Origin of the sequence: Rhizobium leguminosarum, from assembly GCF_019798305.1 — a bacterium.
GTDB lineage: Bacteria > Pseudomonadota > Alphaproteobacteria > Rhizobiales > Rhizobiaceae > Rhizobium > Rhizobium leguminosarum_U.
On the sequence record NZ_JAAXDD010000010.1, the window covers coordinates 244,775 to 258,740 of the forward strand.

The window sequence follows — 13,966 nt, forward strand, 5'->3', positions numbered from 1 at the left end:
GAGGGAACTCCTTCGTTCAATCGGTTCTCGCAGCCACATCAAGACCCTTCGCCCTTGCCGCTCCCCGCCCAATCCGCTAGGAAACCGCCACTGTCACAGTCAGTGGAATTCCCGGAAATGAACGACAAGCAGAAGAAACCGCAAAAGCTCAAGGCCCGCCTGCCGCGCGGCTTCGTCGACCGAACGGCCGGCGATATCCGCGCCGTCAACGAGATGACGGCAAAGATCCGGGAAGTCTATGAGCATTATGGTTTCGATCCGCTCGAAACGCCGCTGTTTGAATATACCGATGCGCTTGGCAAGTTTCTGCCCGATAGCGACCGGCCGAACGAAGGCGTCTTCTCGCTGCAGGACGATGACGAGCAATGGATGTCGCTGCGTTACGACCTGACGGCGCCGCTCGCCCGTCACGTCGCCGAGAATTTCAACGAGATCCAGCTGCCTTACCGCACTTATCGCGCCGGCTACGTCTTCCGCAACGAGAAGCCGGGCCCGGGCCGTTTCCGCCAGTTCATGCAGTTCGATGCCGATACCGTCGGCGCGCCGGGTGTTCAGGCCGATGCCGAAATGTGCATGATGATGGCCGATACGCTGGAAGCCCTCGGCATCAAGCGCGGCGATTATGTCATCCGCGTCAACAACCGCAAGGTTTTGGACGGTGTGCTCGAGGCGATCGGTCTCGGCGGCGACGACAAGGCCGGCCAGCGGCTCAACGTGCTGCGCGCCATCGACAAGCTCGACAAGTTCGGTCCGGAAGGCGTGGCATTGCTGCTCGGTTCCGGCCGCAAGGATGAATCCGGCGACTTCACCAAGGGTGTTGGACTTGGCCCGGAGCAGATCGACAGGGTTTTAAATTTTCTCAATACACTGCAGATGGCAGAACAAGCTCTCGGAACTCCGAAAATTTCTGGCGCATATTTTCGAGACATCCACATAGAGGGTGATACACCAGCTCGTGGTCTGATCTTCGACATGCTAGAAAATGATTTTAGCGACACTCCTATCGGCCTGAAAGGCATCGCTGAGCTGCGCGAAATTTGGCAGCTGGTTGAAGCCGCCGGCTATGGCCCTGACCGCATCAAGATCGACCCCTCCGTCGTGCGCGGCCTCGAATATTATACAGGCCCGGTCTATGAGGCCGAACTGACCTTCGACGTCACCAATGAAAAGGGCGAAAAGGTCGTCTTCGGTTCGGTGGGCGGCGGCGGTCGTTATGACGGTCTCGTCTCCCGCTTCATGGGCCAGCCGGTTCCGGCGACGGGCTTTTCGATCGGCGTCTCCAGGTTGATGACGGCGCTGAAGAACCTCGGCAAGCTCGGCGCCAGCGAGGTCATCGAGCCGGTGCTGGTGACCGTCATGGACGGCGATGTCGAGGCGATGGGCCGCTATCAGAGAATGACGCAGGAACTGCGCGCCGCCGGCATCCGCGCCGAGATGTACCAGGGCAACTGGAAGAAGTTCGGCAACCAGCTGAAATATGCCGATCGCCGCGGCTGCCCCGTCGCCATCATCCAGGGCGGCGACGAGCGCGCGACAAGCGTCGTGCAGATCAAGGATCTGATCGAAGGCAAGCGGCTCTCCGGCGAGATCGAGGACAATGCCAGCTGGCGCGAAGCGCGCGTGGCGCAGGAGACGGCGCCGGAAGCCGACCTCGTCGCCAAGGTCAGGGAGATCCTTGCTGCGCAGGCCGAGGATCGGAAGAGGGCGGCGGATGCGTAATAGACCCCTGCCCAACCCCTCCCCACAAGGGGGAGGGGCTTCAAGTGGCGCCGCTGTGCCCAACTCGACGTTTGCTTCATCGAGGGCGCTCTCAATTTTTTTCGGCGATCGCCGCGAGTTAGTCCCTCCCCCCTGTGGGGAGGGGTTGGGGAGGGGACTTTTCCCAGGAGCGACACAATGCCCCTGATCAATCTCCCCGAATTCGCGAACGACCTCATCGCCGAATTCGACGCGCGCAACGCCGAGCGCATCGACACGCCTGTCATTCAGCCGGCCGAACCTTTCCTTGATATCGCCGGCGAAGATCTGCGCCGCCGCATCTTCATGACGGAGAGCGAAACCGGCGCCAGCCTCTGCCTGCGTCCCGAATTCACCATCCCTGTCTGTCTGCGCCACATCGAGACGGCGACCGGCACGCCGAAGCGTTATGCCTATCTCGGCGAGGTTTTCCGCCAGCGTCGCGACGGCGCCAATGAATTCTATCAGGCCGGCATCGAGGATCTTGGCGATATCGACCTGTCAAACGCCGACGCCCGCGCCATTGGCGATGCCACCGGCATTCTCGCCCGCCTGCTGCCGGGCCGGCGCTTAGCCGTGACATTAGGCGACCAGGCAGTGTTCGAGGCTGTCGTCCAGGCGCTCGGCCTGCCGCTCGGCTGGCAGAAGCGCCTAATCCACGCCTTCGGCAATATGACGCAGCTGGAAGCGCTGCTTGCCAGCCTCGTCAGCCCGCAATTCGTCACCGGGCTGGACGACGATATCGCCAGGCTTGTCGCATCGGGCGACGAGCAGGCGCTGGTCGCCCATCTCGAGCGGGAGATGCAGAAGACCGGCTATTCGACGAATGCCGGCCGCTCGGCCCTGGAGATCGCCCGACGGCTCAAGGAAAAGCTCATCCTGTCCGAAACGCGCCTCGACGACGCGGCCTTCCGTGTTTTGGAAGAGTTCCTGTCGCTCGACGTGCCGCTGGTCAATGCTTCCGCAGCCCTTTCCGGTTTTGCCGATGCTGCCGGCTTGAAACTCGGCAATGCGCTTTCGCGCTTCAACGGTCGCGTCGCAGCGCTTTCCAATGCCGGCGTCGATCTTTCCTGCCTCGACTATCGCGCCGCCTTCGGACGGCCGCTCGATTATTACACCGGCCTCGTCTTCGAGGTGACGGTGGAGGGCTCAAGCGCGGTGCTCGCCGGCGGCGGCCGTTTCGACCGGCTCCTGACCTTCCTCGGTGCGACGGACCGTATTCCGGCCGTCGGCTTCTCCTTCTGGCTCGACCGCATCGAAACCGAAAGGGCAGCCGCATGACCATCACCATCGCGCTTCCCTCCAAAGGCCGGATGAAGGAGGACGCTTCGGCGATCTTCGAACGTGCCGGCATGACGATCTCGGCTGTTGGTAACGACCGCTCCTATCGCGGTCGCGTCGAAGGCTGGGACGATGTGGAAATCGCCTTCCTCTCGGCTTCCGAAATCTCCCGTGAAATCGGCAATGGCACCGTCGATTTCGGCGTCACGGGCGAGGATCTGATGCGGGAAGGTTTTGCCGAGGTGGACAAGCGCGTCGAATTCTGCGCCCGCCTCGGCTTCGGCCATGCTGATGTCGTCGTTGCCGTGCCGGAGATCTGGCTCGATGTCGACACCATGGCCGATCTCGTCGATGTTGCCGCCGACTTCCGCGCCCGCCACTCCAGGCGCCTTGCCATCGCCACCAAATACTGGCGGCTGACCCAGCAGTTCTTTTCGAGCCAGCACGGCATCCAGCTTTATCGCATCGTCGAAAGCCTGGGCGCCACCGAGGGCGCTCCCGCCTCCGGCTCGGCAGATATCATCGTCGATATCACCTCCACCGGCTCGACGCTGCGCGCCAACCACCTGAAGGTGCTCCAGGACGGTATCATCCTGCATTCGCAGGCCTGCCTCGTGCGCGCCCGCAAGGAAAGCCACGCCGGCGAACCCGCTGTGCAGGCAATCATTGAGGCAGTGCGCGCGGCCCTCTGATCCCTGCCAATCAAGGCACAAGAAAACCCGCCGTCGGGTGACAGCGGGTTCGCATTTATGGGAGGATGTCTGCTGGTATCAGGCCGTCGCGTAGGCGCCGCGGCGGGCGTCGAGCGAGTAGGCGCCTGCGCCGGCGGTGGCGAGCAGGATGTACGCGCCGGCCAGCGTGATGTTCTTCATGACCATGATCTGGTTGAGAATGTTGACGAGTTCCGTGCCGCTTGCGTAGGGCAGGTGGAAGGCAACGCCCGTGAAGACGCAGAAGGCGGCGAGCAACCAGCCGGCAACGCGGACCTGGAAGCCTGTGAGAACCGCAAGGCCGGCTAGCAATTCAAAAAGGCCTGCGACGTAGGCCAACAGGGTTGCCGCCGGCAGGCCGGCACCGGCGATCATGCCCGCAGTACCGGCAGGATCGGTTAGCTTCATGAAGCCGGAAAGGATGAACATGAAGGAAAGCAGGATACGGGCAATCAGGATGATGACGTTGTTCGACATGGACGTTGTCTCCGTTGGAAGGACTCTGGAGATCTCGGTGCCCCGGCACCGCTTCGACCTCGGATGCCTCTATGTCGCTCTTTTCTTGCGTTGTGGAAAGATAAACGAAAGGGGACACTTCGTTCACTAATATGGAACGATCTCCAAAGCGCATCGCGTTCGACTGAATTCATGCGACGCGCTTAGTTCTTTGTTGTCATGCGGTCGTTGTCCCAAAACCGCTGCGCACTTTTGGGCGACATGCATTGGCTACCCCGCTTGCCTTTGCCAAGCCCGGTTTTTATGGTCGGCTGATAACATGGAGAATCCGATGGCAGATCTTTCCGCATTTCCGATCACGACGCGCTGGCCGGCGAAAAATCCCGACATCATCCAGCTCTATTCCCTGCAGACGCCGAATGGGGTGAAGGTCTCCGTCGCCCTCGAAGAGCTCGGCCTCGCCTATGAACCGCATTATATTTCCTTCGCCGCCAACGAGCAGAAGTCGCCGGAATTCGAATCTCTCAACCCGAACGGTCGCATCCCGGCGATCATCGATCCGAACGGTCCCGACGGGAAGCCGATCGGTCTTTTCGAATCCGGCGCGATCCTGCTTTATCTCTCGGAAAAAACCGGCAAGCTCATCCCTGCCGATGCCGCCGGCCGATACGAAACCATCCAGTGGGTGTTTTTCCAGATGGCGGGCATCGGCCCGATGTTCGGCCAGTTCGGACATTTCTACAAATTCGCCGCCGACAAGGTCGCCAACAATTCCTATCCGGTGGAGCGTTATCGCGATGAATCCAAGCGCCTGCTCGGCGTGCTCGAAGACCGGCTGAAAGGTCGCCAGTGGATCATGGGCGATCTCTATACGATCGCCGACATCACCACCTTCACCTGGGTTCGTGGCGCCGACATCTTCTATGGCGGCCGCGAGGTTCTCGAATACCCGAAATTCCCCGCCGTCTCGGATTGGCTTGAGCGCTGCATCGCTCGTCCGGCAAGTGCCAGGGGCCTCAACATACCGGTCAAGCCGGAGTAACGGACGGATCGCTGGAAAGTAGAAAGGCCGCCCTCGAGGCGGCCTTTTATCTTGATGTCCGGCCTATCGCCGGCTTGATATCTGCTTTGCGCCTTCCAGCTTGAAGCGCGGAAAGACGAAGACGCCGACCATGCTGCCGCTGAATTTTTCTTCCAGACCGTTGGACTCGCCCATGCAGAAGAGCGGCTGGCGAAAGCCGTTCGGCATGATGATCGTCGTTGAAAAACAAAAGGATGAGCAGAGGGTCGCCGCTTGCTCGAACAACTCCAATATGTGGCTGCGATCCTTGGCGTCGTAGCAGCGGATCAGGCTTAAGAGTCCGCATTCCTGTACGGCAAGGCCGTGCAGCATCGCGCTCCATTCGCCGAGACGGAGCATGCCGCTCGATAAATCTCCGGTCCAGGCTTCGGAGACGGAAAACTGCGCCAATATCTTATGATTTTGATTGGCGTCATCAAGCGAGCCGGGTGTCAAAGGTACGGCTGCATTGGCTCTGGCGATGTTAAACAAGGCGTTCCCCCGTTCGGATGCGGCTCCTCGGCCGCACGCTCGGCAAACACAAAGAAACAGGATCACGCAGCAGCGGGCATGATGCCCGCGCTTACCTCCGGCGATGATTGCCACGGCCATCTGGCCTCCGTAACCGGAGCCCCTCAAAGCCGAACGTTCACGTATGCTCTCCGTGCTCCGGCCTCGTCCATTGGCGAGAATTATCGCCGGGCGCGGTTGAAGTGCAGCGCGGATTTATAGGGGCTTTTGGACAAACGGCAACGGCTTTTTAAGGGGTATTCGGATCGGCCTCATTTCTTAGGATGTCTGCATCTTCGGCCTATTTCGCGAGAATTGGCATGGGAGGATCATCTTTGAAAGCTTTGCAAACGTTTTCACTCCACGTCAGGCCGGAAATGTTGCAGCAGCACTTTGATCTCTCGCATGTCGGCAGGCTGATAAATACGCAGGCAGCGCAAGTTTGGCGCAAGCTTCGTTCCCGGGGCCTGCAAGAGAGAACTGCGCAGGCGTTCGTCGGCTATGCAAATCACTGTGCCGCGCGTCGAATCGCTTTGGGCAAAAGAAAAGGGCGACCCGAGGGCCGCCCTTCCTGTTCCGGGATGCCGGAATGGTGGTCAGTGATGGCTTTCGCCGATCACATCATGTCCATTCCGCCAATTCAGCGCGCTTGACGCGCTGAACCATCTTTAGATATGGGCGGATTCATGAACGATGCTGTGAAAGGCCGTTGGCCTATCACATCATGTCCATTCCGCCCATGCCGCCCATTCCACCCGGCATGCCGCCGCCAGCCGATTCTTTCTTCGGCAGTTCGGCAATCATGGCTTCGGTGGTGATCAGCAGCGATGCGACAGAAGCAGCGTTCTGCAGCGCCGTGCGAACGACCTTGAGCGGGTCGACGATACCCATGGCGATCATGTCGCCATATTCGGATGTCTGGGCGTTGTAGCCGAAGTTGTCTTCGTTCTTGTCGAGGACCTTGCCGACAACAATCGAGGCTTCGTCGCCTGCATTTTCAGCGATCTGACGAACGAGCGACTGCAGGGCGCGGCGAACGATGTTGATGCCGGCTTCCTGGTCGTCGTTTACACCCTTGACAGTGATCTTCGTGGAGGAGCGGAGCAGAGCGATACCGCCGCCGGGGACGATGCCTTCCTGAACGGCAGCGCGGGTCGCGTTGAGCGCGTCGTCGATGCGGTCCTTCTTTTCCTTCACTTCGACTTCCGTCGAGCCGCCGACGCGGATGACGGCAACGCCGCCGGCGAGCTTGGCAAGACGTTCCTGCAGCTTCTCGCGGTCGTAGTCGGAGGTGGTTTCTTCGATCTGGGCCTTAATCTGGGCAACACGGCCTTCGATGTCGGTCTTGGCGCCCGAACCGTCGACGATCGTGGTGTTTTCCTTGGAGATCGAAACCTTCTTGGCACGGCCGAGCATGTCGAGCGTGACGGATTCGAGCTTGATGCCGAGATCTTCGGAGATGACCGTACCGCCGGTCAGGATCGCGATGTCTTCGAGCATGGCCTTGCGGCGGTCGCCGAAGCCGGGAGCCTTGACGGCAGCGATCTTCAGGCCGCCGCGCAGCTTGTTGACGACGAGCGTAGCAAGCGCTTCGCCTTCGACATCTTCAGCGACGATGAGGAGCGGCTTGCCGGTCTGGACGACGGCTTCGAGAACCGGCAGCATCGACTGCAGGTTCGACAGCTTCTTCTCGTGGAGGAGAATGAAGACGTCTTCGAGGTCGGCGATCATCTTTTCCGGGTTGGTGACGAAGTAGGGGCTGAGGTAGCCGCGGTCGAACTGCATGCCTTCGACGACTTCGAGTTCGGTTTCGGCGGTCTTGGCTTCTTCAACCGTGATGACGCCTTCGTTGCCGACCTTCTGCATGGCTTCAGCAATGTCGAGACCGACCTGCTTGTCGCCATTTGCCGAAATCGTGCCGACCTGTGCAACTTCTTCCGAGGTGGAGATCTTCTTGGCCTTGGCCTGGAGATCCTTCACGACGTCAGCAACAGCAAGATCGATGCCGCGCTTCAGGTCCATCGGGTTCATACCGGCTGCAACGGCCTTGTTGCCTTCGCGAACGATCGCCTGGGCAAGAACGGTTGCAGTCGTGGTGCCGTCGCCGGCGATGTCGTTGGTCTTCGAAGCAACTTCGCGGACCATCTGGGCGCCCATGTTTTCGAACTTGTCTTCGAGTTCGATTTCCTTGGCGACGGAAACGCCGTCCTTGGTGATGCGCGGCGCGCCGAAGGACTTGTCGATGATGACGTTACGACCCTTCGGGCCGAGCGTGACCTTCACTGCATCGGCGAGAATGTCGACGCCGCGCAGCATCTTTTCGCGCGCGGTGCGGCCAAACTTGATTTCTTTAGATGCCATATTAGTAACTCCTGAATTCGAGTTGTTCGGGCAAAACGCCCGTCAGCCATTTCGGGAAAGCAGGTCGGCCGATCAGCCGATGATGCCCATGATGTCGGCTTCCTTCATGATCAGAAGGTCTTCGCCGTCGATCTTGACTTCGGTGCCGGACCACTTGCCGAACAGGATGCGGTCGCCAGCCTTGACGTCGAGTGCGACGACCTTGCCGGACTCATCGCGTGCGCCGGAGCCGACGGCGACGATTTCGCCTTCCTGCGGCTTTTCCTTAGCGGTATCGGGAATGATGATGCCGCCCTTGGTCTTGGCTTCGGACTCAACGCGGCGAACAACGACGCGGTCGTGAAGGGGGCGGAAGTTGGTGCTTGCCATTGTCTAATCCCTCGATCGAATGACATTCGCGGACCGGATTGGCCCACATGGATAGATGTTAGCACTCCCTTGCGGTGAGTGCTAGCGACGAGCATTTAGGGATGGCTCCGAGAGGAGTCAATGAGAGCAATCACGAATTTTTGTGCCGGAATTGTGAAGATGCCGGAGAATAGTCGGAGATTGCGGCCAAAACCTCGGCGCAGCTGAACTTTGCCGAACGCGTCCGCGCTCGGCGATCTGCCGCTTCGCGATAATCGTCAAAACCCTTTGCTCTTCTGCTCCTCCGGATCGCCGTTCGAGCTCTACGCATTGGCCCGGCGGCGAAGAAAATGCCTTGCCATCGTCTTGCGCCTTTGCAATGTCACCGGTGACTGAAGCAAATCGGGAAATCGGAATGGCCAAGCGGATAGAAAACTTCTCGGAGATATCAGGTCACTATGATGTGGTGCTCTGCGATGTCTGGGGCGTCGTTCACAACGGCGTCGATCCGTTCCCAAAGGCGGCCGCAGCCCTTGAAGCGGCACGCGAAAGCGGCCTCGCCGTCGTCCTCATCACCAATTCTCCGCGCCTTTCCTGGCAGGTGGTCGAGCAGTTGCGCCAGATCGGCGTTCCCGACAGCGCCTATGACAGGATCGTCACCTCCGGCGACGTCACGCGCGGGTTGATCGCCGAAGGGCCGAAGACGGTCTTTCTGCTCGGCCCCGAGCGCGACAAGGCGCTGCTCGAAGGCATTGGCGTCGAGCGCCGGCCGGCGGGCGAAGCGCAATCGCTGGTCTGCACCGGCTTTTTCGACGACGAGACTGAGAAGCCGGAGGATTACACCGAGATGCTTCTCGATTTCAAAACCCGCGAGGTGCCGATGATCTGCGCCAATCCCGACCTCATAGTCGAGCGCGGCCATCGCATCATCCCCTGCGCCGGCGCCATGGCCGCCTATTACGAGCAGCTCGGCGGAAAAACCCGCATCGCCGGCAAGCCGCATCGGCCGATCTACGAGGCGACGCTTGCGGCTGCCCGCGAGCTTCGCGGTGATTTCCCGGTCGAGCGCGTGCTGGCGATCGGCGACGGCATGCCGACCGATGTGCGGGGCGCCTTGAATTACGGCCTCGACCTCCTCTACATCAGCGGTGGTATCCACGCTAAGGAATATACTCTCAACGGCGAGACCGACGAGGCGCTCCTCAACGCCTATCTCGAACGGGAAAACGCCGCGCCGAAGTGGTGGATGCCCCGCCTTGCATGAAGACACGCCTTGCATGAAGAGAAGCCAGCCGATGACCGTCTTCCACCGCAATGAAACCCGGGAACCCCTACCCGCCCATCTGAAGGGCGGCGTCATTGCCATCGGCAATTTCGATGGCGTGCACCGCGGCCATCAATCGGTGCTGAGCCGGGCGCTGGAGATCTCGAAGGCGCGCAGCATTCCCGGCTTGGTGCTGACCTTCGAGCCGCATCCTCGAACGGTCTTCCGGCCGCAGACGCCGGTCTTCCGGCTGACGCCCGCGCCGCTCAAGGCCCGCATCCTGGAAACGCTTGGTTTCAACGCGGTCATCGAATATCCGTTCGACTATGAATTTTCACAGCGCTCGGCCGACGATTTCATCCATTCGATCCTGAAGGATTGGCTCGGCGCCTCCGAAGTCGTCACCGGCTTCGATTTCCATTTTGGCCGCGGCCGCGAGGGCGGTCCGGCCTTCTTGATGAATGCCGGCCAGACCTACGGCTTCGGCGTCACCCTGATCGATGCCTTCCGCGACGAAAACGCCGATGTCGTCTCTTCGAGCCATATCCGCGCGCTCCTCAAGGAGGGCAATGTCAGCGAAGTCGCCGGCATGCTGGGTTACCGCTATACGGTGGAAGCCGAGGTGATCGATGGCGAAAAGCTCGGCCGGCAGCTGGGTTTCCCGACGGCCAACATGCGCCTGCCGCCGGAGGTCGATCTTGCCGCCGGCATCTACGCCGTCCGCTTCCGCGGCCAGGACGGCACGCTCCACGATGCCGTCGCAAGCTACGGCCGCCGCCCGACGGTGACGGAAAACGGCGCGCCGCTGCTCGAAACCTATCTTTTCGATTTCAACGGCGATCTCTACGGCCAGCTCTGCTCTGTCTCCTTCTTCGGCTATATTAGACCCGAACTGAAATTCGACGGCCTCGATCCGCTGGTCGCCCAGATCAAGCGCGACGAGGAGGAGGCGAGGACACTGCTTGCGGGTGTTAAGCCGCTCGGCGCGCTTGACCGGAAATTGTGCTTTTCCTGAGTGGCATTGAGTGCGGCTGTCGCTGGAGCACCGGCGATTCCAGCCGCTGAAGCCGATTGACAACCGCGAATTCTTCTCTTCCTTTTCCCGGCAAAAACGCCTATGAACCGGCGCGATGACGAAATATCGGCTGGCAATGATGATGCGAATTATCGGCCCGGCCTTCCGCGCGCGCTAAGCGGCCGGAAGGTCCGGGTTTTTGGCGCTTGGATACGAGCGCTTCCGTCACCAGCTATTTCACGCCCGTTGCGCCCCTTCCTGGGCCGCCAGAAAACGATTGTCAGACATGACCGACACAGCCGAAAAGATCGACTATTCGAAGACCCTCTATTTGCCCGAGACCGATTTTCCCATGCGCGCCGGCCTGCCCCAGAAGGAGCCGGAACTCGTCAAGCGCTGGCAGGAGATGGGTCTCTACAAGAAACTGCGCGCTTCCGCCGCCGGCCGCGAGAAATTCGTCCTTCACGACGGTCCGCCCTATGCCAACGGCAACATCCATATCGGCCACGCGCTGAACAAGATCCTCAAGGACGTCATCAACCGTTCGTTCCAGATGCGCGGCTACGACGCCAATTACGTGCCCGGATGGGATTGCCACGGCCTGCCGATCGAATGGAAGATCGAAGAGAAATACCGCGAAAAGGGCAAGAACAAGGACGAGGTCCCGGTCAACGAATTCCGCCGGGAATGCCGTGAATTCGCCACTGGCTGGATCAAGGTCCAGGCGGAAGAGTTCAAGCGCCTTGGCATCGAGGGTGACTTCGACAATCCCTATACGACGATGAACTTCCACGCGGAATCGCGCATCGCCGGCGAACTCTTGAAGATCGCGGCAAGCGGTCAGCTTTATCGCGGCTCCAAGCCGATCATGTGGTCGGTCGTCGAGCGCACGGCGTTGGCCGAGGCCGAGGTCGAATACCAGGATTATGAGAGCGATACGATCTGGGTGAAATTCCCGGTGGTTGAAGGTCCGGCCGCGCTCAAGGATGCGTTCGTGGTCATCTGGACGACCACGCCCTGGACGATCCCCGGCAACCGCGCGGTCTCCTTTTCCGCGCGTGTCTCCTACGGTCTCTACGAGGTGACAGCGGTCGAGAACGATTTTGGTCCGCGTCCCGGCGAAAAGCTGATCTTTGCCGATAAGCTGGCCGAGGAATCCTTCGCCAAGGCCAAGCTGCAGTACAAGCGCTTGAGCGATGTCTCTGCGGCCGACTTCGCAGCGATGACCTGCGCGCATCCCTTCAAGGGTCTCGACGGCGGCTATGAATTCCTCGTGCCGCTGCTCGACGGCGACCACGTCACTGATGACGCCGGCACCGGCTTCGTCCACACCGCACCCAGCCACGGCCGCGAAGACTTCGATGCCTGGATGTCGGCTGTCCGCACGCTTGAGGCCCGCGGCATCGAGACCAGGATCCCGTTCCCGGTCGACGACGGCGGCTTCTACACATCAGACGCGCCCGGCTTCGAGGGCGCCCGCGTCATCGACGATAACGGCAAGAAGGGCGATGCCAACGACCGTGTCATCAGGGAACTGATCGCCCGCGGCGCGCTCTTTGCCCGCGGCCGGCTGAAGCATCAGTATCCGCATTCCTGGCGCTCGAAGAAGCCGGTCATCTTCCGCAACACGCCGCAATGGTTCGTCCATATGGACAAGACCCTTGCCGACGGCACGACGCTGCGTTCGCGCGCGCTCGGTGCAATCGACGATACGCGCTTCGTGCCGGCTGCCGGCCAGAACCGCCTGCGCGCCATGATCGAGGGCCGCCCGGACTGGGTGCTCTCGCGCCAGCGCGCCTGGGGCGTGCCGATCGCCGTCTTTGCCGACGATGAGGGCGAGGTTCTGGTCGATGAAGCCGTCAACGCCCGCATCCTCGAAGCCTTCGAACATGAGGGCGCCGACGCCTGGTTTGCGGAGGGCGCCAAGGAGCGTTTCCTCGGCAATGATCATGACCATTCCCGCTGGACCCAGGTCATGGATATCCTCGACGTCTGGTTCGACTCTGGCTCGACGCACACCTTCACGCTCGAAGACCGCCCGGATTTGAAGTGGCCGGCCGACCTTTATCTCGAAGGTTCCGACCAGCATCGCGGCTGGTTTCATTCGTCGCTGCTGGAATCGGCGGCCACCCGCGGCCGTGCGCCTTACAACGCCGTCCTCACCCATGGTTTCACCATGGACGAGAAGGGCGAGAAGATGTCGAAGTCGAAGGGCAACGTCACAGCACCTCAGGAAGTGATGAAGGATGCCGGCGCCGATATCCTGCGCCTCTGGGTGATGACCTCTGATTATGCCGACGACCTGCGCGTCGGCAAGACGATCATCCAGACCAATGTCGACGCCTATCGCAAGCTGCGCAACACCATCCGCTGGATGCTCGGCACGCTCGCCCACGACAAGGGCGAGGAGATCGCGCTTTCCGACCTGCCGGAGCTGGAGCAGCTGATGCTGCACCGGCTTGCCGAACTCGACGAGCTGGTGCGCGAGAACTACGATGCCTTCGACTTCAAGAAGATCGCTCGCGCGCTGATCGACTTCGCCAATGTCGAGCTGTCGGCCTTCTATTTCGATGTCCGCAAGGATGCGCTCTATTGCGACGCGCCGTCGAGTCTCCGCCGGCGCGCCAGCCTGCACGTCATCCGCCAGATCTTCGATTGCATGGTGACATGGCTTGCCCCGATGCTGCCCTTCACCACCGAGGAGGCTTGGCTGTCGCGCAACCCGTCCGCCATTTCCGTGCATCTGGAGCAGTTTGCCCCGGTCGCAAAGGAATGGCGCAACGATGCGCTCGCCGAGAAGTGGAAGAAGATCCGCGCCGTGCGTTCGGTCGTGACCGGCGCCCTGGAAATCGAGCGCAAGGACAAGCGCATCGGCTCCTCGCTGGAAGCGGCTCCGGTCGTCCACATCGCCGATCCGGAATTGTTGAAGGCGCTGGAAGGCCAGGACTTCACCGAAGTCTGCATCACCTCGGCAATCGAGATCAAGGCCGGCGAAGGACCAGTGGATGCCTTCCGCCTGGCTGAGGTGCCTGAGGTCAGCGTCGTGCCGAAGCTTGCAGAGGGTGAAAAATGCGCCCGCTCCTGGCGCATCACCAGGGATGTCGGTTCCGATCCGGAATATCCCGATGTTTCGGCCCGCGACGCTGCTGCCCTTCGCGAGCTTGCCGCGCTCAAGTGAAGAATATTGCCGGGTGAATTGCGCTTTCGCGGTTCATCCGGTAAAA

11 protein-coding genes are annotated in these 13,966 nt (G+C 60.8%); 7 read left to right on the forward strand and 4 right to left on the reverse strand.

Annotated features, from left to right (window positions below):
* Positions 1-117: 117 nt before the first annotated feature.
* The 3 genes from hisS to hisG all read left to right on the forward strand — a co-directional run bounded on the left by hisS (position 118) and on the right by hisG (position 3,710).
* On the forward strand, positions 118-1,719 hold the full coding sequence (hisS, locus tag HFO99_RS19615) for a histidine--tRNA ligase (protein WP_222363024.1): 1,602 nt from the start codon (positions 118-120) through the stop codon (positions 1,717-1,719).
* 177 nt (positions 1,720-1,896) lie between these two features.
* A complete protein-coding gene (locus HFO99_RS19620) occupies positions 1,897-3,018 on the forward strand; it encodes an ATP phosphoribosyltransferase regulatory subunit (protein ID WP_222363026.1) in 1,122 nt (373 codons plus the stop codon).
* The gene (gene hisG / locus HFO99_RS19625; protein ID WP_222363028.1) at positions 3,015-3,710 is read left to right on the forward strand and encodes an ATP phosphoribosyltransferase; all 696 of its coding nucleotides are present in this window, start codon (positions 3,015-3,017) and stop codon (positions 3,708-3,710) included. Before HFO99_RS19620 ends, hisG begins: the two co-directional genes overlap by 4 nt.
* A gap of 78 nt (positions 3,711-3,788) precedes the next feature.
* Here hisG and HFO99_RS19630 read toward each other — a convergent pair whose 3' ends face one another.
* Complete coding sequence (locus HFO99_RS19630) at positions 3,789-4,205, reverse strand: DoxX family protein (protein WP_222363030.1); 417 nt, start codon at positions 4,203-4,205, stop codon at positions 3,789-3,791.
* A gap of 310 nt (positions 4,206-4,515) precedes the next feature.
* Here HFO99_RS19630 and HFO99_RS19635 point away from each other — a divergent pair, with 310 nt between their 5' ends.
* Entirely contained in the window at positions 4,516-5,226 is a 711-nt protein-coding gene (locus HFO99_RS19635) for a glutathione binding-like protein (protein ID WP_222363032.1), read from the forward strand.
* Between the two features lie 63 nt (positions 5,227-5,289).
* Here the strand turns inward: HFO99_RS19635 and HFO99_RS19640 are convergent, their stop codons facing one another.
* From HFO99_RS19640 to groES, 3 genes are all read right to left on the reverse strand, one after another.
* On the reverse strand, positions 5,290-5,736 hold the full coding sequence (locus HFO99_RS19640) for a hypothetical protein (RefSeq protein ID WP_222333576.1): 447 nt from the start codon (positions 5,734-5,736) through the stop codon (positions 5,290-5,292).
* 735 nt (positions 5,737-6,471) lie between these two features.
* Entirely contained in the window at positions 6,472-8,115 is a 1,644-nt protein-coding gene (gene groL / locus HFO99_RS19645; protein ID WP_222254069.1) for a chaperonin GroEL, read from the reverse strand.
* Positions 8,116-8,187: 72 nt separating this feature from the next.
* Complete coding sequence (gene groES / locus HFO99_RS19650) at positions 8,188-8,484, reverse strand: co-chaperone GroES (RefSeq protein ID WP_003545797.1); 297 nt, start codon at positions 8,482-8,484, stop codon at positions 8,188-8,190.
* A 394-nt stretch (positions 8,485-8,878) separates the two neighbouring features.
* Here groES and HFO99_RS19655 point away from each other — a divergent pair, with 394 nt between their 5' ends.
* The 3 genes from HFO99_RS19655 to ileS all read left to right on the forward strand — a co-directional run bounded on the left by HFO99_RS19655 (position 8,879) and on the right by ileS (position 13,920).
* Positions 8,879-9,727 carry a TIGR01459 family HAD-type hydrolase gene (locus tag HFO99_RS19655; RefSeq protein ID WP_222363034.1) on the forward strand — a complete coding sequence of 283 codons (849 nt, stop codon included), beginning with the start codon at positions 8,879-8,881 and terminating at the stop codon, positions 9,725-9,727.
* Between the two features lie 31 nt (positions 9,728-9,758).
* On the forward strand, positions 9,759-10,742 hold the full coding sequence (locus HFO99_RS19660) for a bifunctional riboflavin kinase/FAD synthetase (protein WP_222363113.1): 984 nt from the start codon (positions 9,759-9,761) through the stop codon (positions 10,740-10,742).
* Between the two features lie 286 nt (positions 10,743-11,028).
* On the forward strand, positions 11,029-13,920 hold the full coding sequence (gene ileS, locus HFO99_RS19665; RefSeq protein WP_222363035.1) for an isoleucine--tRNA ligase: 2,892 nt from the start codon (positions 11,029-11,031) through the stop codon (positions 13,918-13,920).
* The last annotated feature ends 46 nt before the right edge of the window (positions 13,921-13,966 follow it).